Origin of the sequence: Brevibacterium sp. Mu109, from assembly GCF_900169375.1 — a bacterium.
Lineage (GTDB): Bacteria > Actinomycetota > Actinomycetes > Actinomycetales > Brevibacteriaceae > Brevibacterium > Brevibacterium yomogidense_A.
Map to the genome: position 1 here is coordinate 1 of NZ_FXZF01000022.1, position 24,652 is coordinate 24,652.

19 protein-coding genes are annotated in these 24,652 nt (G+C 68.6%); 13 read left to right on the forward strand and 6 right to left on the reverse strand.

Annotation, left to right across the window (positions count from 1 at the left end):
* Positions 1-185 precede the first annotated feature (185 nt).
* Positions 186-1,892 carry an AMP-binding protein gene (locus BSP109_RS12775; protein WP_257944690.1) on the forward strand — a complete coding sequence of 569 codons (1,707 nt, stop codon included), beginning with the start codon at positions 186-188 and terminating at the stop codon, positions 1,890-1,892.
* Between the two features lie 104 nt (positions 1,893-1,996).
* Here BSP109_RS12775 and BSP109_RS12780 read toward each other — a convergent pair whose 3' ends face one another.
* A complete protein-coding gene (locus BSP109_RS12780; protein WP_087007111.1) occupies positions 1,997-2,452 on the reverse strand; it encodes a thioesterase family protein in 456 nt (151 codons plus the stop codon).
* Position 2,453: 1 nt separating this feature from the next.
* Entirely contained in the window at positions 2,454-4,106 is a 1,653-nt protein-coding gene (locus BSP109_RS12785) for a thiamine pyrophosphate-dependent enzyme (protein WP_087007113.1), read from the reverse strand.
* A gap of 289 nt (positions 4,107-4,395) precedes the next feature.
* On the opposite strand from BSP109_RS12785, the gene BSP109_RS12790 reads away from it, so the two are divergent.
* The 5 genes from BSP109_RS12790 (at position 4,396) to BSP109_RS12810 (ending at position 8,016) form a co-directional block, all read left to right on the forward strand.
* Positions 4,396-5,115 (forward strand): amino acid ABC transporter ATP-binding protein, encoded by a 720-nt coding sequence (locus tag BSP109_RS12790; RefSeq protein ID WP_374700167.1) that lies wholly within the window; start codon positions 4,396-4,398, stop codon positions 5,113-5,115.
* An 83-nt stretch (positions 5,116-5,198) separates the two neighbouring features.
* Entirely contained in the window at positions 5,199-6,095 is an 897-nt protein-coding gene (locus BSP109_RS12795; RefSeq protein ID WP_101601138.1) for a glutamate ABC transporter substrate-binding protein, read from the forward strand.
* A 103-nt stretch (positions 6,096-6,198) separates the two neighbouring features.
* Positions 6,199-6,855 (forward strand): amino acid ABC transporter permease, encoded by a 657-nt coding sequence (locus tag BSP109_RS12800; protein WP_087007119.1) that lies wholly within the window; start codon positions 6,199-6,201, stop codon positions 6,853-6,855.
* Positions 6,852-7,682: an amino acid ABC transporter permease gene (locus tag BSP109_RS12805; RefSeq protein ID WP_101601140.1), complete on the forward strand. Its 831-nt coding sequence runs from the start codon at positions 6,852-6,854 to the stop codon at positions 7,680-7,682. Before BSP109_RS12800 ends, BSP109_RS12805 begins: the two co-directional genes overlap by 4 nt.
* A gap of 19 nt (positions 7,683-7,701) precedes the next feature.
* Entirely contained in the window at positions 7,702-8,016 is a 315-nt protein-coding gene (locus tag BSP109_RS12810) for a GNAT family N-acetyltransferase (RefSeq protein ID WP_087007123.1), read from the forward strand.
* Positions 8,017-8,058: 42 nt separating this feature from the next.
* Here BSP109_RS12810 and BSP109_RS12815 read toward each other — a convergent pair whose 3' ends face one another.
* Positions 8,059-9,852, reverse strand: a complete 1,794-nt coding sequence (locus BSP109_RS12815) for an MOSC domain-containing protein (protein ID WP_101601141.1) — start codon at positions 9,850-9,852, stop codon at positions 8,059-8,061.
* 52 nt (positions 9,853-9,904) lie between these two features.
* Positions 9,905-11,743, reverse strand: coding sequence for a DEAD/DEAH box helicase (locus tag BSP109_RS12820; RefSeq protein WP_101601143.1), 1,839 nt, complete (start codon positions 11,741-11,743; stop codon positions 9,905-9,907).
* 223 nt (positions 11,744-11,966) lie between these two features.
* On the opposite strand from BSP109_RS12820, the gene BSP109_RS12825 reads away from it, so the two are divergent.
* Positions 11,967-13,349, forward strand: a complete 1,383-nt coding sequence (locus BSP109_RS12825) for a glycine--tRNA ligase (RefSeq protein WP_087007128.1) — start codon at positions 11,967-11,969, stop codon at positions 13,347-13,349.
* A 76-nt stretch (positions 13,350-13,425) separates the two neighbouring features.
* On the opposite strand, the gene BSP109_RS12830 is transcribed toward BSP109_RS12825, so the two are convergent.
* A complete protein-coding gene (locus tag BSP109_RS12830) occupies positions 13,426-14,961 on the reverse strand; it encodes an L-lactate permease (protein ID WP_101601145.1) in 1,536 nt (511 codons plus the stop codon).
* 100 nt (positions 14,962-15,061) lie between these two features.
* Here BSP109_RS12830 and dusB point away from each other — a divergent pair, with 100 nt between their 5' ends.
* The 6 genes from dusB (at position 15,062) to BSP109_RS12860 (ending at position 23,082) form a co-directional block, all read left to right on the forward strand.
* Positions 15,062-16,255 (forward strand): tRNA dihydrouridine synthase DusB, encoded by a 1,194-nt coding sequence (gene dusB / locus BSP109_RS12835; protein WP_101601147.1) that lies wholly within the window; start codon positions 15,062-15,064, stop codon positions 16,253-16,255.
* A gap of 4 nt (positions 16,256-16,259) precedes the next feature.
* The gene (locus tag BSP109_RS12840; protein WP_257944691.1) at positions 16,260-17,546 is read left to right on the forward strand and encodes a deoxyguanosinetriphosphate triphosphohydrolase; all 1,287 of its coding nucleotides are present in this window, start codon (positions 16,260-16,262) and stop codon (positions 17,544-17,546) included.
* A complete protein-coding gene (dnaG, locus tag BSP109_RS12845; RefSeq protein ID WP_101601150.1) occupies positions 17,546-19,630 on the forward strand; it encodes a DNA primase in 2,085 nt (694 codons plus the stop codon). The genes BSP109_RS12840 and dnaG overlap by 1 nt, the downstream gene beginning before the upstream one ends.
* Positions 19,631-19,704: 74 nt before the next feature.
* Positions 19,705-20,427, forward strand: a complete 723-nt coding sequence (locus BSP109_RS17520; protein ID WP_219618549.1) for a TetR/AcrR family transcriptional regulator — start codon at positions 19,705-19,707, stop codon at positions 20,425-20,427.
* Positions 20,428-20,465: 38 nt separating this feature from the next.
* Positions 20,466-22,070, forward strand: coding sequence for an MDR family MFS transporter (locus BSP109_RS12855; RefSeq protein ID WP_101601152.1), 1,605 nt, complete (start codon positions 20,466-20,468; stop codon positions 22,068-22,070).
* 43 nt (positions 22,071-22,113) lie between these two features.
* A complete protein-coding gene (locus tag BSP109_RS12860; protein WP_087007142.1) occupies positions 22,114-23,082 on the forward strand; it encodes a D-2-hydroxyacid dehydrogenase in 969 nt (322 codons plus the stop codon).
* 63 nt (positions 23,083-23,145) lie between these two features.
* Here the strand turns inward: BSP109_RS12860 and glpK are convergent, their stop codons facing one another.
* Positions 23,146-24,636: a glycerol kinase GlpK gene (gene glpK / locus BSP109_RS12865; protein WP_101601154.1), complete on the reverse strand. Its 1,491-nt coding sequence runs from the start codon at positions 24,634-24,636 to the stop codon at positions 23,146-23,148.
* Between the last annotated feature and the right edge of the window lie 16 nt (positions 24,637-24,652).

Consider the following 24,652-nt stretch of genomic DNA (forward strand, 5'->3'; position numbering starts at 1 on the left):
ATGGGCAGACCGAGGTCGACCCGGTCGGGGTGGTGATGCCGCTGACCGCGTGATTCGTAGCCCGACCCCGCTGCTTAATACCAAGTTAAAGGAACTACCGAAGAACACCACGAAAAGGGACTTGACCGAGAGTAGCGCCTGGATGATCGCCGATGATCCCGTGACGACGTGAGGAGAACGAAGACGTGACCGCACAGCCCACCATCCGCAACCTGTCCTACAGCTCGGGAATCTCAGACGTGCCGCTGCTGGGACTGACGCTCGGCGACAGTCTTGCCGCGGCGACCTCTGTGCACCCCGCCAGAGACGCGCTCGTCGATGTCCCATCGGGTCGCCGATGGACGTATGCGCAGCTCGATGAGGACACGAGGGCGCTGGCGGTCGCGCTGCTGGACAGGGGAGTCCAACCCGGCGACCGCGTGGGGATCTGGGCGCAGAATGTCCCCGAGTGGACGCTCGTGATGTACGCGGTGGCACGGATCGGCGGGATCCTCGTCAACATCAACCCCGCGTACCGCGTGCACGAGCTCGAGTACGTGCTGCAGCAGAACGGCACGAAGGTGCTCATCACGCAGGTGGTGGACGCACACGCGGACTTCCTGGGCATGTCGAACGAGGCGGCGGGGAAGATCGCCGGCGTCGACGTCATCGCGCTCGACACCGTGCCCGGGCCGCTGGGATCCGACGCGGGTGCGCACATCCGCCCCGAGCAGTCGTTCGAACGGATCTGGAACAGCGGCCGGGCCCTGCTGGCCGGCACCGGTGCGCAGTGGGCGACCCGACTGCGCCAGGTCGAGGACGAGGTGTCGGCCGACGACCCGGTCAACCTCCAGTACACCTCCGGCACGACGGGGTTCCCCAAGGGCGTCACCCTCAGCCACCACAACATCCTCAACAACGGGTTCTCGATCGGCGGACTGCTGGGGTACTCGGAGACGGACGTGGTCGTGCTGCCAGTCCCGTTCTTCCATTGCTTCGGCATGGTCATCGGGACGCTCGCGATCGTGTCGCACGGTGCGTGCGCGGTGATCCCCGCCGCCTCGTTCGACCCGTCCGCGACACTGCGCGCAGTGCAGCAGGAGCGTGCCACGTCTCTGTACGGCGTGCCGACGATGTTCATCGCAGAGCTGGCCCTGAAGGACTTCGACGACTACGACCTGAGCTCTCTGCGCACGGGGGTCATGGCGGGCTCGACGTGCCCGGTGGAGGTCATGCGGCAGGTGATCGACCGCATGCACATGTCCGAGGTGGCGATCTGCTACGGGATGACGGAGACCTCGCCGGTCTCCACGATGACCCGCGTCGACGATTCCCTGGAGCGTCGGACGGAGACCGTGGGACGCGTCATGCCGCACGTGGAGGTGAAGGTCGTCGATCCCGTGACCGGCCGCACCGTCCCGCGCGGCGTCAAGGGTGAGATCCTCACCCGCGGGTACTCCGTGATGCTGGGCTACTGGGGTGAGCCGGAGAAGACGGCGGAGGCCATCGACGCCGGGCGCTGGATGCGCACCGGTGACCTCGGGATCATGGACGAGGACGGCTACGTCGACGTCACAGGGCGGATCAAGGACATGGTGATCCGCGGCGGCGAGAACATCTACCCGCGGGAGATCGAGGAGTTCTTCTACCGCCACCCCGGCATCCAGGACATCCAGGTGGTGGGGGTGCCCGACGAGAAGTACGGGGAGGAGCTCATGGCGTGGGTCGTCACTGCGGAGGGCTATGACAGCCTGACCGCGGACGATCTCCGCGAGTTCGCCCAGGGCCACCTCGCGCACTACAAGATCCCGCGCTACGTGGAGGTCCGGGACGGATTCCCCATGACCGTGTCCGGGAAGGTCAGGAAGGTGGAGCTCCGCGAGGAGGCCGCACGGCTGGTGGGCACGGCCTGACTGTCTGCGAGGACACCTGAGGACGACGCACGAATGGGGCGGGACGGCGCATCTGCGCCGTCCCGCCCGTTCTGCTCAACAGGACTGCGTGTCCCACAGGTCCGTCAGTCGCGCGGAGAGGCATCTCCCCGCAGGGACTCCAGCGTGCTGCGCGACAGGTCGTCGAGCGGTGTGGAGCGCCGTGTCGTGTTGTCGGTGAGCACCATGACGGACTCGGCGCGCGCATGCGGCAGCCCCTCACTGGTGAGCAGCTGCTCGATGATGATCGAGCTGGTGCCGACGCGGATGACGCGGGAACCCACTTCGGCCTCGCCGGGCCACAGGAGCTCCTTGAGGTACTCGATGGTGATCTTCGCGATCACGAAGTCCTTCGTCGGATCCGCCGACACCTGCCGCAGCTGATGGATGAGCTCGACGCGACCCGTCTCGAAGAACGTCGAGAAGACCGCGTTGTTGATGTGACCCTGGCGATCGGTGTCCGCGTAGCGGAGCTTGTCATACGAGCGCAGCGGGTACCCGCTCAGCGGCGACGACGCAGCCGTTCCTCCCGTCGTGGTCATCTCAGTACGCCTTCACCCGCTGCTCGACGATGAGGTGGATCAGTGCGAACTTCCCCTCACCGATCGCGGCGAACGCCTGATCGAGCGCTGCGGGGACGTCCGCATCCTGCTCGACCCGCACACCCAGGCCGCCGAACGCCTGCGCCATGAGCGCGAAGTCCGGGTTCACCATCTGCGTGCCGGACACCCGCTCCGGGTACTCTCGCTCCTGGTGCGTGCGGATCGTGCCGTACTCCTGGTTGTCCATGACGACGACCAGCGGGTGTGCCCCGTACTGGGTCGCGGTCGCGAGTTCCTGACCGTTCATCAGGAACTCGCCGTCGCCGGCGATGGTGACGACCTGACGGTCCGGGTAGCGCAGCGACGCGGCGACGCCGGAGGGGACCGAGTAGCCCATGGAGCCGTTGCGCGCCGACAGCATCGAGGCGTAGCCGTTGGTGGGGAAGTAGCGGTGCGCCCAGTTCGTGTGCTCGCCCGCACCGAACGTCACCATCGCATCGTCCTCGAGGCGCTCCACCAGACCGCCCATCAGGGTCGCCATGCGAGCCTGGCCGTCGCCGGGAGTCGACGAGGGCGCGGTGGAGAACTCCACCTGTGCCTGCCGCAGCCTGTTGGTCCACTGCCTCCACGCGTCGCGGACCGGGAGGTCCATGCGGGCGAGGTCGCGGATGAAGGGCTCCGGCTTGGACACGATCTGATGGGTCACGGGGCCGGAGCGGCCGCGCAGGGCAGGATCGATCGTGACGATGAAGTTCTTCTTGTCCCAGTTCTGCCGCACGGTGAAGCCATCCGTGATGACGTCGCCGGGAACGGTGCCGACGAACACGAGCAGATCCGCTTCGCTCATGAGGCTCTGGGTGAAGTCGGGCCGGCCGTATCCCAGTGGTCCCGCATAGGACGGGGACCCGAACGGGACGGTGCCCTGGCAGCGCCATTCGGCCGCAGCGGGCAGGTTGTGGCCCTCGAGCCACCGGGTGAACTCGTCCGCGACGTCGTGCGTCCAGTCGTTGCCGCCGAAGACGAAGAGCGGGCGGTCGGCGCCGTCGAGTGCCGCCTTCAGCGCCTTCCAGTCCGTGACCGTCATGCCGCCGGTGGCGATCGGGATCTCCGGGTGCACCAGGTCCTCGTGCGGCATCGTGATGATGTCCTCCGGGAGTCCGACGACGACGGGCCCCGGGCGGCCGGAACTCGCGGCGAACATCGCCTCCGCGACGATCTCCGATGCGCGCTCCGGGTGGTCGAGCACCATGACGCGCTTGGCGCCGGTGTCGAACCACGCCTTGGGGTCGAACTCCTGGAACGCCTCCTTCTCACGGTGCTCGAACGGGATGAGCCCCACGAACAGCACCATCGGCGTCGAATCCTGCCATGCGGTGTGCAGGCCGACGTGCGCGTTCGCCGCTCCCGGACCGCGGGTGACCATCGCGACACCGGGCGTCGTCGACATCTTGCCGTCCGCCTCCGCCATGTAGGCGGCCCCGCCCTCGTGGCGGCAGACGACGGTCTGGATGCTCGATTCGTGGAGCCCGTCCAGGACATCGAGGTACGACTCACCCGGGACGACGTAGGCCCGTTCGACCCCGTGCTGTTCGAGTGAGCGGACGATCATATGACCGGCCGACGGGGTGCCGAGACGGGCGGAGGGTGACGCCATTGTGAGAGATCCTTCGTGGTCGCGGTGGATTGGCTCCGGATCATTATGCGCGGAAATCCGGTGTTGGGTAGCGAATCTGCCTGACTGGGAGCGGATCGGCACAGGCGTCTCGTGTCATGAGACGTCACGTGGTCCGGTCGGGTCTGTGATCTATGTGACGATCGCATTGCGATTCGTGTGGGATCTGCACGAATCGCAGTGTCTGAGATGACCCTTGGAGGGTCTTGTGCGTAGTCTTGGCGCCATGACCGCGAATGTGAGCCACGACACGGGCGATGCTCTTGTCGAGATGAAGGACGTCGACAAGTTCTACGGGGACTTCCAGGCGCTGAAGAACATCAACCTGCATGTCTCCCGCGGCGAGGTCGTCGTCGTGATCGGTCCGTCCGGATCCGGCAAGTCGACCCTGTGTCGCACGATCAATCGCCTGGAGACCGTCAGCGGGGGTTCCATCACGATCGACGGGCAGCAGCTCCCCGAGGAGGGGGCCGCGCTCGCGCGGCTCCGCTCGGATGTCGGCATGGTCTTCCAGTCCTTCAACCTGTTCGCCCACCTCACGATCCTGGAGAACGTGACGCTCGGGCCGCTCAAGGTCCGGGGTCTCAAGAAGGCGGCGGCGGATGAACTCGCGATGCAGCTCCTGGCACGCGTGGGTGTCGAGCACCAGGCGCAGAAGTTCCCGGCCCAGCTGTCGGGCGGTCAGCAGCAGCGCGTCGCGATCGCCCGTTCGCTCGCGATGAAGCCCAAGCTCATGCTGTTCGACGAGCCCACGTCCGCGCTGGACCCGGAGATGATCAACGAAGTCCTCGACACGATGGTCGAACTGGCCGAAGAGGGCATGACGATGGTCGTCGTCACCCACGAGATGGGCTTCGCCCGGAAGGCTGCCCACCGCGTCGTGTTCATGGCCGAGGGGGAGATCGTCGAAGTCGCCGAGCCGGAGGAGTTCTTCACGAACCCCCAGTCGGTCCGTGCGCAGGACTTCCTCTCGAAGCTCCTCACCCAGTGAACCCGGAGGCGGGCCGCACATCCCGCCGATCGCACCCCGCCCGTCGTCGTCGACGGGTACGAATCCCCACAAGGAGACAGATCATGAAGAAGCTCAGCACGATCATCGCCGGCGCGGCCGTCGGAATGCTCGCACTCAGCGCGTGCGGACAGGAAGGCGCCCCTGAGCCCGCAGCGGGAGGCGGAGGTGGGGGAGAGGCCCCCGAATACGAGGTCGCCGAAGACGTCGATCTGTCCGACAGCCCCACATGGGAGGCCGCGAACTCCGCCGGCACCCTCACCATCGGGGTGAAGAAGGACCAGCCGGGACTCGGCAATCAGGAGCCGGGCTCGGATGTCCCTGAGGGCTTCGACATCGAGATCGCCAAGATCGTGGCCGGGTCGCTGGGCTTCAGCCCCGATCAGATCGAATGGACGGAGACCGTCTCCGCGAACCGCGAGCCGTTCCTCCAGCAGGGGAACGTGGACATGGTCGTCGCGACCTACACGATCAATGACGAGCGGAAGAAGGTCGTCGACTTCGCCGGCCCCTACTACGTCGCCGGCCAGGACCTCCTCGTCGCAGCCGATTCGGACATCGCGAGCCCGGAGGACATCGGCGGCAAGACGGTCTGCTCCGTGGACGGGTCCACCCCCGCGCAGAACATCGAGGAGGAGTACTCGGATGCAGAGCTGGTCACGTACGACGCCTACTCGAAGTGCGTGACCGACCTCCAGTCCGGCTCCGTCGACGCGGTCACGACCGATGACGCGATCCTCCGCGGCTATGCCGCTCAGTACGAGGGCGAGTTCTCCGTCGTGGGTGAGCCCTTCACCGACGAGCCCTACGGCGTCGGCCTGCCCCAGGACGACGACGCGCTCCGCGACGCGGTGAACGACGTGCTCGAGGCGTCGATGGAGGACGGCACGTGGACAGAGGCGTTCGAGTACACCCTGGGTGACTCCTCCGACGTCGAGCAGCCTGAGGTCGATCGGTACTGATACCGGTCGGCTCTGCGCCCTCGCACCGGTTCGCCGGTGAGGCCCGGCGGTCGCACGCAGCGGCCGCCGGGCCGATACGACCACTCGAGAACGTGAGGCTTCCGTGAATCCGCTCATCCAGACGTTCCTCAGCGGGACCTGGGGGACGCTCGCGCTGTTCGGCGTGACACTGGTCGGCTGCCTGATCGGCGGCACGATCCTCGCCGCGATGCGCGTGTCCCCGGTCCCGATCCTGCGCGGTGCCGCCGCCGCGTACGTCGACGTCGTGAGGAACACCCCCCTCACACTGGTGATGTTCTTCTGCGTGTTCGGCCTCCCGTACCTCGACATCCGGTTCGGCAGCACGGCCGGGATGAACTCGTTCGTCCTCGCGTGCATCGCGCTCACGGCGTACACCTCCTGCTTCATCGCGGAGACGCTGCGCTCCGGCATCGCGACGGTTCCCGTGGGCCAGGCGGAGGCCGCCCGCGCGGTGGGCCTGGGATTCGGCCAGGTGCTCAGCTTCGTCGTGCTGCCCCAGGCGTTCCGCACCGTCATCCCGCCTCTGGGCAGCGTGATCATCGCCATGCTGAAGAACACGTCGATCGCATCCGCGTTCAACAACCGTGAGCTCATCTCCGCGATGCGCAACGCGATCGAGGTCCGCGGCGACATCGTCATTCCGCTCCTGCTGGCGACCGCGCTGATCTACCTCGTGCTGGCACTGGGGCTCGGCCGCATCTTCGCCTACCTCGAGAAGAAGCTGGTGATCCTCCGATGAGCGCACCGACCCAGGTCCTGTTCGACGAGCCGGGCCCGCGCGCCCGCCGGCTCAACGTCATCCTGTCCGTCGCGTCCGTGATCCTGCTGCTCGGGCTCATCGCGTTCGTCGTCTGGAAGTTCTCCGACGCCGGCCAGCTCGCCTCCGCGAAGTGGGAGCCGTTCACCTACGCGGTGATCCAGCAGACGCTGCTCACGGGGATGTGGGCCACGATCAAGGTCGCGATCGTGGCGACGATCCTCGCGCTCATCGTCGGGGTGGTCTTCGCGCTGCTGCGTCTCGCGCCGGCGCGAGCCGTGTCTTTGCCTGCGACCCTGGTGCTCGAGGTGTTCCGCGGAGTGCCGGTCCTGCTCCTGATCTTCGCGATGTTCCTGGTCTTCGGCAATCAGATCGGCTCGTTCTGGTCCGTCGTGATCGGACTCATGCTGTACAACGGCATGGTGATCGCGGAGATCATCCGCGCGGGCATCCTCGCGGTGCCGCGGGGGCAGAGCGAGGCCGCGATGTCGATCGGCCTGAAGGGCTCGCAGACGATGCGGCTCATCCTCATGCCCCAGGCGGTCCGCGCGATGATGCCCACGCTCATCGCCCAGGTGGTCGTGCTGCTGAAGGATTCGGCGCTGGGCTTCATCGTCACCTATCAGGACCTGCTGTACCAGGTGAACGCGATCGGACGCACCTACAACAACCTGCTTCCCACATTCATCGTGGGAGCCGTGCTCTTCATCATCATCAACATGGTGGTGGCTGCGATCGCGCGATACCTTGAGAAGAGGATGTCGCAGAAGACCGCCGCGACCACAGGCCCCGCCAAGGGTGCCGACTGACGCAGGAGTGGAGGTTCAGATGGCCGAACCCACGAAGGTGGCGACGCCGTACACAGTGACGGAGGAGAAAGGACGCAGCCGCATCGTCATCCACGATGTGCATGAGGAGGTCCCCGTGCTCGTCGGGTTCCTCGAGTACCGGATGGACGGCGACGTGCGGACGATCCTCCACACGATCATCGACGAGGCGTATTCGCGGCAGGGCTGGGCACGCACGCTCGTGACGGAATCGCTCGAGCGATTCTCCCAGGACGACGCGAAGATCCGGTCGATGTGCAGCTACGTGGACCGGTACATGGAGCGGTTCCCGCAGTACCGGTCGCTGCTGGCCTGAGCCGTCCTGGCCTGTCCCGGTCGGTCGGTCGGTCGGCGGGGATCAGCCCTCGTCGAGGACCCTGAGCGTGCCCACGGGAACGGTCGAGCAGCTGAGGACCCGACCCGGTCCTGCGTCTGCGGTCGTGTCGAGCACCCGGATCGTGTGCTCGGGAACATCGACGGAGATCGCGCACGTGCCGCACGCCCCGGACCTGCACGTGAAGGGGATCCGCGCCCCGTCCGCCTCGAGTGCGTCGAGCAGCGTCCCGTCCTCCGGCCCCCACGGCAGGCGCGTGCCGTCCGGTCGGCTGATGACCGCCGGTTCGTAGCCTGCGAGCCGGTCGGCGAGGTCGTCCACGGGTGAGGTGAACGCCTCGCGGTGGATGCGCTCGGAGGGAACGCCCGCGGCTTCGCACGCCGCAGTGGCCGCCGCGACGAACTCCGCTCCTCCGCAGACCACCGCCGCCGAGGCCCCGGTCACCGCTGCGACGAGGTCCGCCCGGGTCGGTCTGCCCCTGACCGCGGTGTCCCACAGCGTGAGGGTGCGGCCCGGCGCCTCTGCGAATCCCTCGAGCGCGGCGAGGGTGGGGCGTGCCCCCGTATCGACCCCGCGGTCGATGTGGAGGAGACGGACGGGGAGAGCGTCCGGCACTCCCGGCAGCAGTGACAGAGCACTGGTGAGGCCGATCCCAGCGGTGACGAGAGCGACACCGGAGGCAGGCACCTCACCCGTGGGCGCCTCGGCGGTGGTTGCGAGGACGCGATCCGCGGTCAGCGCCCCGAAGGGACCGGACACGGTGAGGCGGTCACCGGGCCGCAGCCGCGTCAGCGCGGTGGAGACGGGCCCCCGCACGCCGATGATGAGGGAGAACTCCGCAGCGTCTACCAGTGCAGCGGTGTAGGTGCGCCAGGTGTGCCGCCCCTCGACGGGCAGATGGACGCGGACGTGGCGGCCCGCCTCCCAGTGGGCGGGGAACCAGCGATAGGGGTCGCGCAGGCGCAGCGTGTGCCGGCCGTCCTCGAGCAGCGCGGAGTCGGTGACGATCATCGAGCGGGGCCCGGTGCCGGCGGGCAGGGGGCGGTCAGTGGTCGCGGATTCCACCGTGATCGCGTCGTGCGGCCGCACAGCACCGCCGGAGAGCACGGTGCCGTAGACACCACAGTGGATGTGGCCGAATTCGGTCGCGAGCATGCGCGGAACGCTCATGTCGCTGACGGCAGTGGTGGGACCGACTGTGGTGGCCGTGCACCGTTCGATCGTGGAGCGGATGAGCACGCGCGCGTCGCCGATCCGGACGACCGAGCCGACGAGATCGAACTCTGCGAACGGCTCGAGCCCGTCGACCAGCAGATTGCCGCGGAACCGCAGGGGGTCGATCCTGCGCCCCGTCTGGGTCTCGAGCGCGCGCACCGTCGCCAGGGAGATGATGCTCACGTGCCCGTGCTCGCTGTCGAACATGCCCTGCGGCGCCGCCGGTGCATAGGCGGTGACGACGTCGACGGCTCCGGGATCGGACTGCAGGTGTCCGGCGATGGCGCCCGCGGCTCTGGAGCGCGAGGCGGGATCGGCCGGCTCGATGACGATCGGGGCCCCGCCTGCCGGGGGAGTGAGTGCCACGTGCCCGTCATCGAAGGAGCGGACCGACCATCCTGCGAGGTCGGCCCGCTTCTTGAGGGCGAAGAAGTGCGACCAGCGGTTCCAGGCTCCGGGAACCGTGTCCGCGGTACCGTCCGAGACCGCGAGCACGCGGTCGCCGGGGACGCCTGCCCCCGGCTCCAGGACGGCCTGCGCCACGTCTTCGGCCGGGAACCCCTTGACGGGGAACCGGTGGAGTGACACCACGTGCGGGTGCATGGACGCCCTCCTCCGTGCTGCGTGGGCCGGTCTTCGCCAGCCGGTCCTCGCGTCAGTCGTTGCGGCGGAAGCTCTTCTTCGCGTCCGCGCGGCTCACGTCACGGCCACCCGGGCGACCGGGCCTGCGGCCGTCACGGTCACCACGGTACCCGCCGCTGTCGTTCGAGCGCTTGTTGTACGGACGCCCCGGGCGTCCCTTGTCCGGGCGGATGTCGATGGGACGGCCCTGGATCTTGGTGCGCGACAGGCGGTTGAGCGTGCCGTCGGGCAGGTTCTCCGGCAGATCGACCAGCGAGTGGGTCGTGCGGATGTCGATCGCGCCGATCTGTGCGGAGGTCAGGCCGCCCTCGTTCGCGATCGCGCCGACGATGCCGCCGGGCTGCACGCGGTCGTTGCGTCCCACGGCGATCCGGTAGGTGCGCATCCCCGCCTTCTGGCCATGGCGCTCGTTCCGGCTGTTCGCGGCGCGGGCCTTGGGCTCGGGCAGCGGCTGAGCCTTGAGCGATTCCCCGTCCAGCACGAGGACCGCGAGGGCCGCAGCGACCTCTTCGGCGGTGACGTCGTGCGTCTGGATGTAGTCCTCGATGACGGGACGGATGTCCGTGAGGTCCGAGCCGGTCCGCGTCTCCGTGATCCGGCCGGCGAAGCGGGCGATGCGGCTGTTGGTCAGCTGCTCCACCGTCGGCAGCTCGAGCTTCTCGACCGGCTGGCGGGTGGCCTTCTCGATCTGGCGCAGCAGGTGGGTCTCTCGCGGTGTGACGAAGAGGATCGCCTCACCGGAGCGTCCGGCACGGCCGGTGCGGCCGATGCGGTGCACGTAGGACTCGGTGTCGTGGGGGATGTCGTAGTTCACGACGAGCCCGATGCGCTCGACGTCGAGGCCGCGCGCCGCGACGTCGGTGGCGACGAGGATGTCGATCGCGCCGCCGCGCAGCTGCTCGACGGTGCGTTCGCGCGTCTGCTGCGGGACGTCGCCGTTGATGGCGGACGCGGTGAACCCGCGTGCACGCAGCTTGTCTGCGAGCTCCTCCGTCGCCTGCTTCGTGCGGACGAACATGATGATCGCGTCGTACTCCTCGATCTCGAGCACCCGCGTGAGGGCATCGAGCTTGTGGGAGTGCATGACCGTGAGGTAGCGCTGGCGAATGTTCGGGCCGGTCGTCGTCTTCGACTCGACGCGGACCTCGACGGGGCTGTCGAGGTACTTCTTCGTGATCCGGTGGATGGACCCGGGCATCGTCGCGGAGAAGAGTGCGACCTGGCGCTGCGAGCCGGCGGTCGCGGCGAAGATCTCCTCGATGTCCTCCTGGAAGCCCATCTTGAGCATCTCGTCCGCCTCGTCCAGGACGAGGTGGCGGAGGGAGCCCAGCTTGAGCGAGCCCTTCTTGAGGTGATCGATCACACGGCCGGGCGTGCCGACGACGACCTGCGCGCCGCGGCGGAGGCCGGCGAGCTGCGGGCCGTATGCCTGGCCGCCGTAGATCGGGAGGACGGAGAAGTCCGCGAGATGTGTGGCGTATGACGTGAAGGCCTCGGCCACCTGGATCGCGAGCTCACGCGTGGGAGTCAGCACCAGTGCGTGGGGGCCGTCGGTGGCCCGACCGAGCTCCGCCATGGCGGAGAGAGTGGGGAGGGCGAAGGCAGCGGTCTTGCCGGTTCCCGTCTGGGCGAGGCCGATGACGTCGCGGCCCTCGAGCAGGGCCGGGATCGTCCGGGCCTGGATGGGGGACGGGGTCTCATAGCCCAGGTCGGTGACGGCGGCCGCGACCGCCGGGTGGAGAGCCATCGATGCGAAGCCGGTGGGGGCCTCGGCGTCGGTCGTCTTCGGGGACTCGTCCGGGGACTGGACCGCCGGGGTTTCGGCGTCGATGGTCTGGGGTGCTTCTGGCATGGTTGAGCTCATTCCTAAGACGTAGCGCGCGCACGACCGCAGAGGTCTTGGATGGCGGATGCGCGGGGTTCGGCCGAAGGTGCTCGTCTCATGCACGGAGGCCGCGTCAGAATTCTACACGGGGTCCGGTGCGCGAGACGCACGCAGAGGGCACAATCGGTAGGGTTGTGTCCGATCGAACAGCAGCCAGCCGTTCTTGCCGACCCCCAAGAGGAGCACTTCAGTGGCATCGACCCTAGATTCCGTCATCACCCTGGCCAAGCGGCGCGGATTCGTCTTCCAGGCGGGTGAGATCTACGGAGGGTCTCGCTCCGCGTGGGACTACGGTCCGCTGGGCGTGGAGCTCAAGGAGAACATCAAGGCCCTCTGGTGGCAGAACTTCGTCCGCGGGCGCGAGGACATGGTGGGACTCGATTCCTCCATCATCCTGCCGCGCCGGGTCTGGGAGGCCTCCGGTCACGTCGAGACGTTCGTCGACCCGCTCGTCGAATCCCTCCACACGAACAAGCGCTACCGGTCCGACCATCTCATCGAGGCCTACGTCGCGAAGCACGGCCGCGAGCCGGAGAACGGACTCGCGGACATCCGCGACCCGGAGACGGGGCAGGAAGGCAAGTGGACCGAGCCGCAGCAGTTCTCCGGTCTCGTGAAGACCTACCTGGGTGCCGTCGACAACGAGGAGGGCCTGCACTACCTCCGTCCGGAGACGGCTCAGGGCATCTTCGTGAACTTCAACAACGTGGTGACCGCAGCGCGGAAGAAGCCGCCGTTCGGCATCGGCCAGATCGGCAAGGCGTTCCGCAACGAGATCACCCCGGGCAACTTCATCTTCCGCACCCGTGAGTTCGAGCAGATGGAGATCGAGTTCTTCGTCCACCCGGACGACGCGAAGCGGTTCTACGACGAGTGGGTCGAGGCCTGCTGGGACTGGTTCATCGACCTGGGCATCGACCCGGACAACCTGCGTCGCTTCGACGTGCCGGACGGCGAGCGCGCGCACTACTCCGACGCCACGATCGACATCGAGTACAAGTTCGGGTTCCAGGGCTCCGACTGGGGCGAGCTCATGGGCATCGCGAACCGGACCGACTACGATCTGGGCCGCCACACGGACGAGTCCGCGACGAAGCTGCAGTACTTCGACCAGGCGAGCGGCGATCGCTACACGCCGTACGTCATCGAGCCGAGCTTCGGCCTGACCCGCGCGATGATGGCCTTCCTCGTCGACGCGTACACCGAGGACGAGGCGCCCAACACCAAGGGCGGCACGGACACCCGCGTGTTCCTCAAGCTCGACCCGCGGCTCGCCCCGGTCAAGGCCGCGGTGCTGCCGCTGTCGCGCAACGAGAAGCTGAGCCCCAGGGCCCGGGAGCTGGCCGCGACGCTGCGCAGGAACTGGAACGTCGACTTCGACGACGCCGGCGCGATCGGCCGTCGCTACCGTCGCCAGGACGAGGTCGGCACGCCGTTCTGCATCACGTTCGACTTCGACTCGCTCGACGACGACGCGGTGACCATCCGCAAGCGCGACGACATGTCGCAGGAGCGCGTGGCGATCGCAGACGTGCCGGCCTACATCGCGGCGGGACTGGTCGGCGGGAACTGAGCTGATTCGCCCCGTCTGAACGAGCAGCGACCCCGTGCACGCATCGTGCACGGGGTCGTTCTGCGTCCGGCTGGAATCAGACCGTGAGGGTCAGAGCGATCGCGACAGCGGCGGCGCTGATCGCGGACAGGACGACTGTCCAGAGGAGGACGGAGCGCTCGAGCGACTCGCGCGTCAGCAAGGCGTCCGCCGGGACGCCGGCCGGGATCGATTCGGAGGCGGCGGTATCGTCTGGGTCACCGCTCTCGTCAGGGTCACCGCTGCTCGCGGAGGCATCAGCCGCCTCGGGGGCGGTGGCCGTTCTCGGCAGTGCTGAGAACGCCATGGTGACGGCGAGCGCCGCACGTGCCGGGGAGGCTCCGTTGGCGAGTCCCGATGAGGCCATACCCGCGGCGACCACCTCGAGGACCGGCGTGTCCGTGATGGACGCGATGGAGCCGAACGTGGTCGCGAACATCGACAGGGAGCCGGTGATGGAGCCCGCGAGGATCGAGCCCACCATGCCCAGCGCGGGGACGGTCCACACGCCGAAGGCGGACAGCGCCTCGCCGATGCGCGTGCTCATCTCGAACACGGACAGCGACCACCCCATCACCATGAACGATGCGGTCGCCACGCCGACCGGGACCCACGCGCGCACACCCTCGCGCAGCGTCGCCCCGGTGCCGGGCCCGCGGCTGAGCAGGCGCACGACCGCGGCGAGGCAGCCGGCGGCCAGCCAGACCGGAGGGGAGGTGAGCAGCGTCGTGATCGGGTGCGGCCAGAGCGCGGCGAGCGCGCTGCAGACCAGGAGTCCGACGGTGAGCACCCCGTAGGGGACCAGTGCGAGTGCGAGCTCCCGGTCGAATGTCGCACGTGCTCCGCCTACCCGGAAGACGAGCAGGAGGACGGCGACGACGAGCAGCGTGGCGAGGACGCCCGCCAGGGGAGTGCCGATGAGCGTGTTGAAGCCCCAGAGCCCGACGCTCAGCACGACGCCTGCGATGACGCTGTAGAGGAGGCCCGCCAGCCTGTCGCGCACGGCGAAGGTGAGCACGGCTGCGACGACGCACACCGGGAGGACGTTGAACTGGGCCGTCGCGATGCCGAGCTCCGTGAGCGGGATGCCCAGGAGGCCGGACGCGACCTTCGCGCCCGGTGCCAGTCCGCCCCATGGTGCCGCGACCATGCCCAGCAGGCCGAGCACGCTCGCCTTCCGGATCCCGAAGCCCAGGTGCACGAGGATCGGGATGCCGACGGTGATGCCGATGCCGAATCCGGTCACCGATTCGGCGAAGGGGACGATGCCGAACACGATGAGGACGGCACCGGCTGTCGGCCCGGGGGACGCCGCCAGCACCCAGTCGCTGATCCGGGTCATCGCGCCGAGTGCTCCCAGGAGGCGCGCGAGCACGACCCCCGTGAGGAGGATGAGCGTCACCTCGACGACGACGGGGAGGAAGTCGAGCCCCTCGACGGTGAGTGTCCCGGCATCGACCGGGAAGACGGTGAGCCCCAGGACCACGGCGAGCCCGAGGCCGACGAGGGAGGAGGTGACGGCGCCGCGCCCCAGCGCCAGGAGGGCGATGACGGCGAGCAGCGGCACGGCGGACAGGAGGACGGGCGCGATCACGCCTCAACTCTGTCACCGGCACGGATGTTTGTCAGCCGCGCGCACCGTCCATGAGATGGGCGGCGTGCGAACGGTTTGACCGATCAGAGACAATGGTGCGGTGACTGCCGTGACCGAACCCCGAACCGATGCCTCCACCCGACCCGCACTGCGGATCGGTGACATCGAGCTGACCTCACCGGTCGTGCTCGCACCGATGGCGGGCATCACCAATACCGCCTTCCGACGTCTCTGCCGCGAGTACGGCGGCGGCCTCTACGTGACGGAGATGGTGACGACCCGCGCCCTCGTCGAACGCAACGAGAAGACGATGCGGATCATCCACCACGAGCCGTTCGAGACGCCGCGGTCCGTGCAGCTCTACGGCGTCGACCCGGTGACGACGGGGCAGGCCGTGCGGATGCTGGTCGAGGAGGATCGCGCCGATCACATCGACCTGAACTTCGGCTGCCCCGCGCCGAAGGTCACCCGGAAGGGCGGCGGGTCGGCATTGCCGTGGAAGTCGGACCTGTTCTCCTCGATCGTCCACACGGCGGTCCGCGAAGCGTCTCGCGGAGGCGTCCCGCTGACGATCAAGATGCGCAAGGGCATCGACGACGACCACCTCACCTACCTCGATGCGGCGCGCACGGCCGTCGACGCGGGCGTCTCCGCGATCACCCTCCACGGCCGGACCTGTGCGCAGCTGTATTCCGGCACGGCGGACTGGGACTCGATCGCCACGCTCAAGGACGAGGTCTCACGGCTCGCGGGGGATGCGATCCCCGTGCTCGGCAACGGCGACATCTTCGCCGCGGAGGACGCGCTTTCGATGATGGAGCAGACCGGCTGCGACGGCGTCGTGGTGGGACGCGGCTGCCAGGGGCGGCCCTGGCTCTTCGGCGACCTGGAGAACGCGCTGGCGGGCAACCCCCTGCGCAACCAGCCGGACCTGGGCGGGGTCGCCGACGCCGTGCGCAGGCACGGTGAGTACATGGTCGACCACTACGAGGACGAGTTCATGGGCGTCCGCGACCTCCGGAAGCACATGGCCTGGTACTTCAAGGGCTACCCGGTGGGCGGAGACCTGCGCAGCCGACTCGCCAAGGTGTCGTCGCTCGACGAGCTCGATGCACTGCTGGGCGAGCTGGACCAGACGCAGCCCTACCCCGGCGCGGCCGCCGAGGGCTCGCGCGGCCGCACGACCCGTGCGAAGCGCCCGCACCTGCCGGAGGGATGGCTCGAGTCCCGGCACATGGACGACTCCTGGTACGCGGACCTGGCCGAAGCCGAGCTCGACATCTCAGGAGGATGACGTGGTGACCGGATACCTCTCGACGCCCGTCTTCGACTACGGCGCGAGCGACCGCGAGCGTTGGGTCGATGAGCCTCCCAAGAATCCCCGGCGCACGGAGTTCCAGCGGGACCGTGCCCGCGTGCTCCATTCGTCGGGACTCAGGCGGCTGGGGGCGAAGACGCAGGTGGTGTCCCCGGGCAGCGACGACTTCGTCCGCACGCGGCTGACCCACTCCCTCGAGGTGGCGCAGGTGGGCCGCGAACTGGCCCGCTATCTGGGCTGCGATCCGGAGATCGTCGACACCGCGTGCCTCAGCCACGACCTCGGCCACCCTCCCTTCGGCCACAACGGGGAGACGGTGCTCGACGCGCTCGCGACGGACATCGGCGGCTTCGAGGGCAACGCGCAGACGCTGCGCGTGCTCACGCGCCTGGAGCCCAAGGTGGTCGCGGACGACGGCGGTCCGGCCGGGCTCAACCTGACCCGCGCGACCCTCGACGCGTGCACGAAGTATCCCTGGCCGCGCACGGACGCACCCGCCGGACGGGAAGGCGCACGCGTGCGGAAGTTCGGCGTCTACTCAGACGACCGCACGGTCTTCGACTTCTACCGCGACGGCCGTCCGAACGCGCAGCAGTGCCTCGAGGCCCAGATCATGGACCTCGCCGACGACATCTCCTACTCCGTCCACGACGTCGAGGACGCGATCGTCGCCGGCCACCTCCGTCTCGAGGAGTTCACCGGCGACGACGCGATGACGAAGCTCATCGACATCACCAGCGCCTGGTACCTGCCGGATGCCCGTGACGAGGACATCGTCAGAGCGTTCGACCGCCTGCGCGCGGCCGCGTACTGGCCCCGGGACGAGTACACCGGGAGCCGCCGCGATCAGGCGTCGCTGAAGCACATGACCAGTCAGCTCATCGGCCGCTTCGCCGCTGCGGCGGAAGCCGCGACCCGCGAGGAGTTCGGATGGGGCCCGCTGGGGCGGTACGCGGCGAGCCTCGTCGTCCCCGACGCATCCGTGCAGGAGATCGCAGTCCTGAAGGGGCTCGCGACGGTCACGGTCATGGTCGCCGAGGACCGTCTGCGGCTCCAGGAGATCCAGGCCGACGTGCTCCGCACGGTCGCAGAGTACTTCGGGGAACACCCGGAGGCCATGGACCCCCTCTACACGGCGGACCACCGCGATGCGGACACGGACGCGCAGCGCCTGCGCGCCGTCGTCGATCAGCTGGCATCGCTGACCGACCACTCGGCGTGGACGCACTTCCACCGGCTGCGGGCCGGCAGGGCGGATCTGCTCTGATGGCCGGACTCATCAAGCGGGAGGACATCGACGAGGTCCGATCGCGCACCCGGCTGGACGATGTCGTGGGCGAGTTCGTGTCGCTGCGCACCGCCGGGGTGGGCTCGCTCAAGGGGCTCTGCCCGTTCCATGACGAGCGCACTCCGTCGTTCCACGTCCGGCCGCAGGTCGGCATGTACCACTGCTTCGGCTGCGGTGAGTCCGGAGACGTCTTCACCTTCCTCCAGAAGCTCGATGGAGTGACCTTCGCGGAGGCGGTGGAACGACAGGCCGAGCGCGTCGGCGTGCAGCTGCGGTACGAGGAGGGCGAGGGCCCGCCCCGCGAAGAGGTCGGGCGTCGCCAGCGGCTCATCGAGATGCACCAGGTCGCAGAGGAGTACTTCCGCCGCCAGCTGGGGGAGTCGGAGGCCCAGACCGCTCGCGAGTACCTCTCCGCGCGCGGCTTCGACGCGGAGGCACTCGACCAGTTCGGCGTCGGCTACGCACCGCGCGGCTGGGACAACCTCCTGCGATTCGTGCGCGGACGGGGCTTCACGACGGAGGAGATCACCGCCTCCGGCCTCGTGTCCGAAGGGCGCCGCGGGATCTACGACCGCTTCCGCGGACGGATCATGTGGCCCATCCGGGACGTCACCGGACGGACGATCGGGTTCGGCGCCCGCAAGCTCTACGAGGACGATCAGGGCCCCAAGTACCTGAACACCCCGGAGACCCCGCTCTACAAGAAGGCGCAGGTCCTCTACGGACTCGACCTCGCGAAGCGGGAGATCGCGCGGACGAAGAGGGTCGTGGTCGTCGAGGGGTACACCGACGTGATGGCGGCGCACCTGGCCGGTGTCGGACAGGCGGTCGCGACGTGCGGCACGGCCTTCGGCGAGGAGCATGCGAAGGTCGTCAGTCGGCTGCTGGGCGATGAGGCCTCCGGAACAGGCGAGGTCGTCTTCACGTTCGACGGCGACGAGGCCGGACAGCGTGCTGCGCTCAAGGCCTTCGAGCTGGAGCAGCGGTTCGTCGCACAGACGTTCGTCGCGGTCGAGGCCGGTGGCCGGGACCCGTCCGATCTGCGGGCGGAGGAGGGCGATGCCGCCGTCCGCGACCTCGTCGACGGCCGCCGGCCGCTCTTCGAGTTCGCGATCACGCAGGCGATCTCCCGCTTCGATCTGTCGACGGTCGAGGGCCGTGTCGGGGCGATGCGCGCGGCTGCGCCCGTCGTCGCCTCCATCCGCGACGCTGCGATGCGGCCCGGCTACGAACGACTCGTGGCGGGCCGACTGGGCGTCGGGATGGATGAGGTCGCCGAGGCTGTCCGCCGTGCGAAGCCCGCGTCCGCCGGCCGGGGCCGCGCAGGTGAGCGGCGCTCGGGCTCTCAGGCATCGGGTCGGAGTCCACAGCAGCCCGGCAGGGCGCCCCAGCCATCCGGCGGCCGGCAGTCGAGTGCTCAGCAGGCCGGTGCTGCACATCCCGGCCGGGGCGGTTGGCAGAGCCCTGCTCCGCTCCCGGCGGCGGACGGCGCGCAGTCGGCCAGTCCCTATGAGCCGCGCACCGCGGGACGGATCGAGGAGTACGCAGAGCAGCTGGGCGGCACGGCGACGACGGTCCCGGACTTCGATCCGGTGGCGGTGCGGATCGAGCGGGGCGCGCTGCAGGTTGCTCTGCAGCAGCCGCAGTTCGTGAACGCGACGCTCTTCGACGGACTCAACGGCGAGGTGTTCACCCACCCCGATCTGCGGACCGTCCACGCCTACATGCAGCAGTCGGGCGGAATCCGCGCGGGCCTGACGGATCCGGCGGGATGGCCGGAGCGGGTGATGGAGACCGCAGCGGGGCGAGGAGACGACCGGGTGCGCTCGCTGGTGGGCGCACTGGCGGTGGAGCCGCTGCCCGCCGAGGACGCCGCCGGCGTGGAGCGCTATTCGCGCGGCATCATCGCACGCCTCTTCGATTCCGACATGGCCCGCATCGCCTCCGAGCTGCACTCGCGCCTGCAGCGGACCGACCCCACGGACCTCGAAACGAGTTCCGCACTGCTCAACCAGCTGCAGATCCTCGAGCAGCAGAGGGCCCGCATCCGACAGCTGATGTGAGTGTGACGCATATCCTGCACAGACTGCACGTTTGCACTTGATGCAAGGATGCATTCAGTGCACAATCGTTCTCTGTGAGTACAACGAACTGCGATTCCGGAGACGGCGAGTCCCTGCGTGACCGCAAGGCCCGCCTGACGCGTGAATCGATCCATCGCGCCGCCGTGCGCCTGTCCTACGAGCGCGGGCTCGACGCCGCGACCGTCGCCCAGATCGCGGACGAAGCGGGGATCTCCCAGCGGACGTTCTTCAACTACTTCGCGAGCAAGGAGGATGCGATCATCGGGACTGCGACGAGCGGCCCCGATGAGCGGCTGGTCCATGACGCGCTCGCGTCGGCGGACTTCTCCTCCGGCGTCCTCGCGACGACGGCCGACGTGGTGCGCGACATCCTCTCCCGCTCCCTGGGCGATGAGGAGACCGAGCAGATACGCAGGGCCCTCTTCATGCGTGAGCCCGCACTGGTGCAGCGCAATGCGGATGCGGGCGGCGCACTCGCCACGATGCTCATCGATGCGCTCACGCCCAGGCTCGCCGACGAGGTCGCGACGCTCGCTCTGCCGGATGGCACGACCACCCGGGACGCCGTGCGGATGATCGTCCTCATCGCCCTCGCTCCGCTGCGTCACTCCTTCGTGCGCCCCAAGCCCCCGCCCGGCGAATCCGCCGACGAGGCCTCTGCTGACGAGGCCGCCGCTGACGAGGCCGCCGCCGAATCCACCCCGACGAACCTGCATGAGCGGTTCGACACCTCACTCGCCCTGTTCCGCACAGTCCTGGAAGGCATAAGAATTTGAGACGCGCCCCCGCACTCGACGGCTCGCAGGAGTCCGCCATGGGATCACGATCAGACGCACCCGCACCCGCACCGGCAGACGGCCAGGCGGCCAGTGCCCCTGCAACCGGGCAGATCGTCGTCCTGTTCGTCGGCCTCATGCTCGCGATGTTCATGTTCTCTCTCAACCAGACCGTGCTGGCGACCGCCCTGCCCACCATCGTGGGCGAGCTGAATGGCGTCGACCGGATGCTGTGGATCCAGACCGGCTTCATGCTGGCGTCGACGATCCTCATGCCCGCATACGGCCGCCTGGGTGACCAGTTCGGACGCAAGTCCTTCTTCATCGCCGCCATCTCGATCTTCATCGGCGGTTCCTTCATCGGCTTCCTCGCGCCCACGATGGACTGGCTCATCGCGGGCCGGATCGTGCAGGGCGTGGGCGGCGGCGGAATGATGATCCTGTCGCAGGCGATCATCGCGAGCGTCGTGCCCGCCCGCCAGCGCGGCAAGTACATGGGCATCATGGGATCCGTGTTCGCGGTCTCGTCCGTCGCCGGACCGCTGATCGGCGGATGGCTCACCGAGGGTCCCGGATGGCGCTGGGCCTTCCTGCTGTCGCTGCCCCTGGGCGTGCTCGCGATCATCTCGACTGCTGTCTTCTTCCGCGAGGATTCGAGCACGCGCACGGGTGAGCGCTCCGTGGACGTGATCGGACTCGCGCTCATCGCCGTGTTCACCAGTTCCGTCGTCCTCGTCTCCGCGTGGGGCGGCACGCAGTTCGCCTGGGCGTCCCCGGAGGTCATCGGCCTCATCGCTGCGGGTGTGCTCGCAGCCGTGGCGTTCGTCTTCGTCGAGCTGCGCGTGAGTGCGCCGATCATCCCGATGTGGCTCTTCAAGGACCGCAACTTCACTCTCGCCTCGCTCGCCGGCATCAGCATGTCGGTCGGCATGTTCGGAGTCATCTCCTACATGCCCACCTATCTGCAGATGACCCACGAGCTGACTCCCGCCAATGCGGGGCTCTCGATGATCCCGCTCATGGCCACGATGCTCGTCGTCGGCACGAGCGTGGGCTTCCTCATCGCACGGACCGGTCGTTACAAGGCATACCCGATCGCGGGTCTGTTCACGGCGACCGTGGGCATGATCCTGCTGGCGACGCTGCAGCCCGATACTCCTGTCTGGGCGCTCATGCTCTTCCTCGCGGTGTTCGGGACAGGTCTGGGCCTGGCGCTCCAGCAGCTGGTCCTCATCGTGCAGAACTCCTTCCCCGTCCGCATGGTCGGCACCGCGACCGCGTCGAACAACTACTTCCGGCAGGTGGGCGGCACACTCGGCATGTCGCTCGTCGGGACCCTCTTCACCTCGCGGCTCATGACGAACCTGGAGTCGGGCCTCAGCGCGGTCCCCGGCGGTGCGGGGGACATCGGCTCGGCGAACAGCCTCACCCCGGACCTCGTGGCGCATCTGCCGGGCCCGATGTACGACCTCGTCGTCAACGCGTACAACGACGCGCTCGTCCCGCTGTTCCTGTGGTTGGCGCCGCTCACCCTGATCGGCGGCGTCATCGCATGCTTCATCGAGCCGAAGCCCCTCGCGACGACGAACGAGCCGGTGGACACGACGAGCCTCGAGGAGAACGGCGAGCCCGCCGGACGGTGAGGGAGGCCCAGCCGCGGCCGAGCACGGGTGAGAGGATGGGGATATGACGATCCTCACCATCCTCACCAGCCCTGACAAGCCTCGGCCCGCGGTCTTCGACCGGCTGGGCGACGACGCCGAGGTCCGCTGGGTGGAAGCGGACACGCTCGCGGCCGCTCTGCCGGGCTCGGACGCACTCCTCATGTGGGACTTCTTCTCGACGGCGCTCGAGGACGCGTTCCCCACCGCCGACCGCCTGTCGTGGGTCCACGCGGCGAGTGCCGGGGTCGACTCGCTGCGCTTCCGCCGTCTGGTCGACTCCGATGTCACGGTCACGAATGCGCACGGCGTCTTCGACCAGGCGATCGCGGAGTACGTCCTGGGCGTCGTGCTCATGTTCGCGAAGAGGTCGGTGGAGAGCCTCGAGCTCCAGCGGGACCACGTGTGGCATCGCCGTGAGACGGAGACGGTTGCGGGCACCCGCGCGCTCGTCGTGGGGACCGGCGGCATCGGCAGGCGGACGGCGCGGCTGCTGCGCGCGTTCGGCGTGGACGTCGTAGGAGCCGCGACTCATGCACGCGCAGGGGACGCCGACTTCTCGCGCATCATCGATTCCGCCCATCTGGGCGAGCACCTGTCGAGCGTCGACTGGCTCATCAACGCAGCACCGCTCACCGATGCGACCCGCGGGATGTTCGACGCCTCCGTCTTCGCACAGCTGCCCTCCACCGCACGCTTCGTGAGCATCGGACGCGGCGCGTCGACGAAGACCGACGACCTGCTCGCCGCTCTCAGCGATGGCACGATCGCCGGAGCGGGCCTCGACGTCGTCGACCCGGAGCCGCTCCCGCCCGGTCACCCGCTGTGGGATGCCCCGAACACACTCATCACGGCGCATCTCTCCGGTGACACGGAGGGGTGGACGGACCGACTCGCGCAGCAGTTCCTCACCCACTGGGACCGCTGGGTGGCGGGGGAGCCGTTCCCGCAGACGGTGGACCTCCGTGCCGGCTACGTGCCCAGCGAGACCTGAGGACGTCCGATCGGGGGCCTGCGCTTCGCTCTCGCGGCGCAGGCCTGCGCCGGGGTCGGTGGACTACACCCAGCCCAGCGATCGTTCGACCGCGGCCTCCCAGCGGCCTCGGCGATGTGTGCGGTCCGGTTCGGGCATCGACGGCGTCCAGCGTCCGGTCTCCTCCCAGAGCGATTCCACGTCCTCGGTGCCGGAGTAGATGCCGCGACCGATCCCCGCGGCGAATGCCGCACCGATCGCAGTCGACTCGATCCCGCCGCGCACCACTGTGCATGCGGAGATGTCCGCCTGGAACTGCAGGAGGGCGCCGTTGACGGCCATCCCGCCGTCGGCACGGATCTCATCGATGGCGAAGCCGGAGTCGCGGCGCAGGGTCTCGATGACCTCGCTCGTCTGGAACACGGTCGATTCGAGCGCTGCACGGCTGATGTGCGCCTTCGTCGAGTACCGCGTGAGACCGACGATCGTGCCGCGGGCGTCGGAACGCCAGCGGGGGGCGTAGAGACCGGAGAACGCGGGCACGAAGTAGACGTCACCGGAGTCCTCCACGGAGTCCGCGAGCGCCTCGACCTCCGCGGAGTCGCGGATGATCCCGAGGTTGTCGCGCAGCCACTGGACGAGGGAGCCGGCGACGGCGATCGATCCCTCCAGCGCGTACTGCGCGGGGAATCCCTCCTGCTGGAACGCCACGGTGGAGATGAGGCCGCCGCTGGCGCGCTCGATCGTCGTGCCGGTGTTGGTGAGCAGGAAGCAGCCGGTCCCGTACGTGTTCTTCGTGGCGCCGGGAGTGAAGGCGCACTGCCCGAACGCGGCTGACTGCTGATCGCCCAGGACTCCCGTGATGGGGACGCCTCCCAGGAGGTGGCGGGAGGCGACCGTGCCGAAGTCGCCGATCGACGGACGGATCTCCGGCAGCAGGTCCCGCGGCACACCGGTGAGGTCGAGCATCTCCTGCGACCAGTCGAGCGTGGCGAGGTCCATGAGCATCGTGCGCGACGCATTCGTCACGTCGGTCACGTGGAGCCCTCCGTCGACGCCCCCGGTGAGGTTCCAGATGAGCCACGAATCGATCGTGCCGAACAGCAGGCGTCCTTCATCGGCCGCTCGGCGGATCTCCTCATCGGACTCCAGCAGCCACAGCAGCTTCACCGCGGAGAAGTAGGTGGCCGGAGGCAGACCGGTGATCTCCGTGATCCGGTCCTCGGCACGGTCTGCGAGGCGGGCGACGAGCTCTTCGCCGCGGGTGTCCTGCCACACGATCGCGGGCGCCAGCGGACGTCCGGTCGCAGGATCCCAGACGACAGTGGTCTCGCGCTGATCGGTGATGCCGATGCAGTCGATGTCCGACGCGGTGAGCTGCGTGGTGCCGAGCACCTGTCCGATCATCTCGCGGGTGACCCGCCAGATCTCCAGAGCGTCGTGCTCGACCCAGCCGGGGCGGGGGAACGACTGGTCGAATTCGCGCGCCGCAGACGCGACCGTGCGGCCGCCCTCATCGAGGACGGCCGCACGGGTGGAGGTCGTGCCCTCATCGATCGCGAGGATGTGACCCATGGTGCTGACCCTTCAG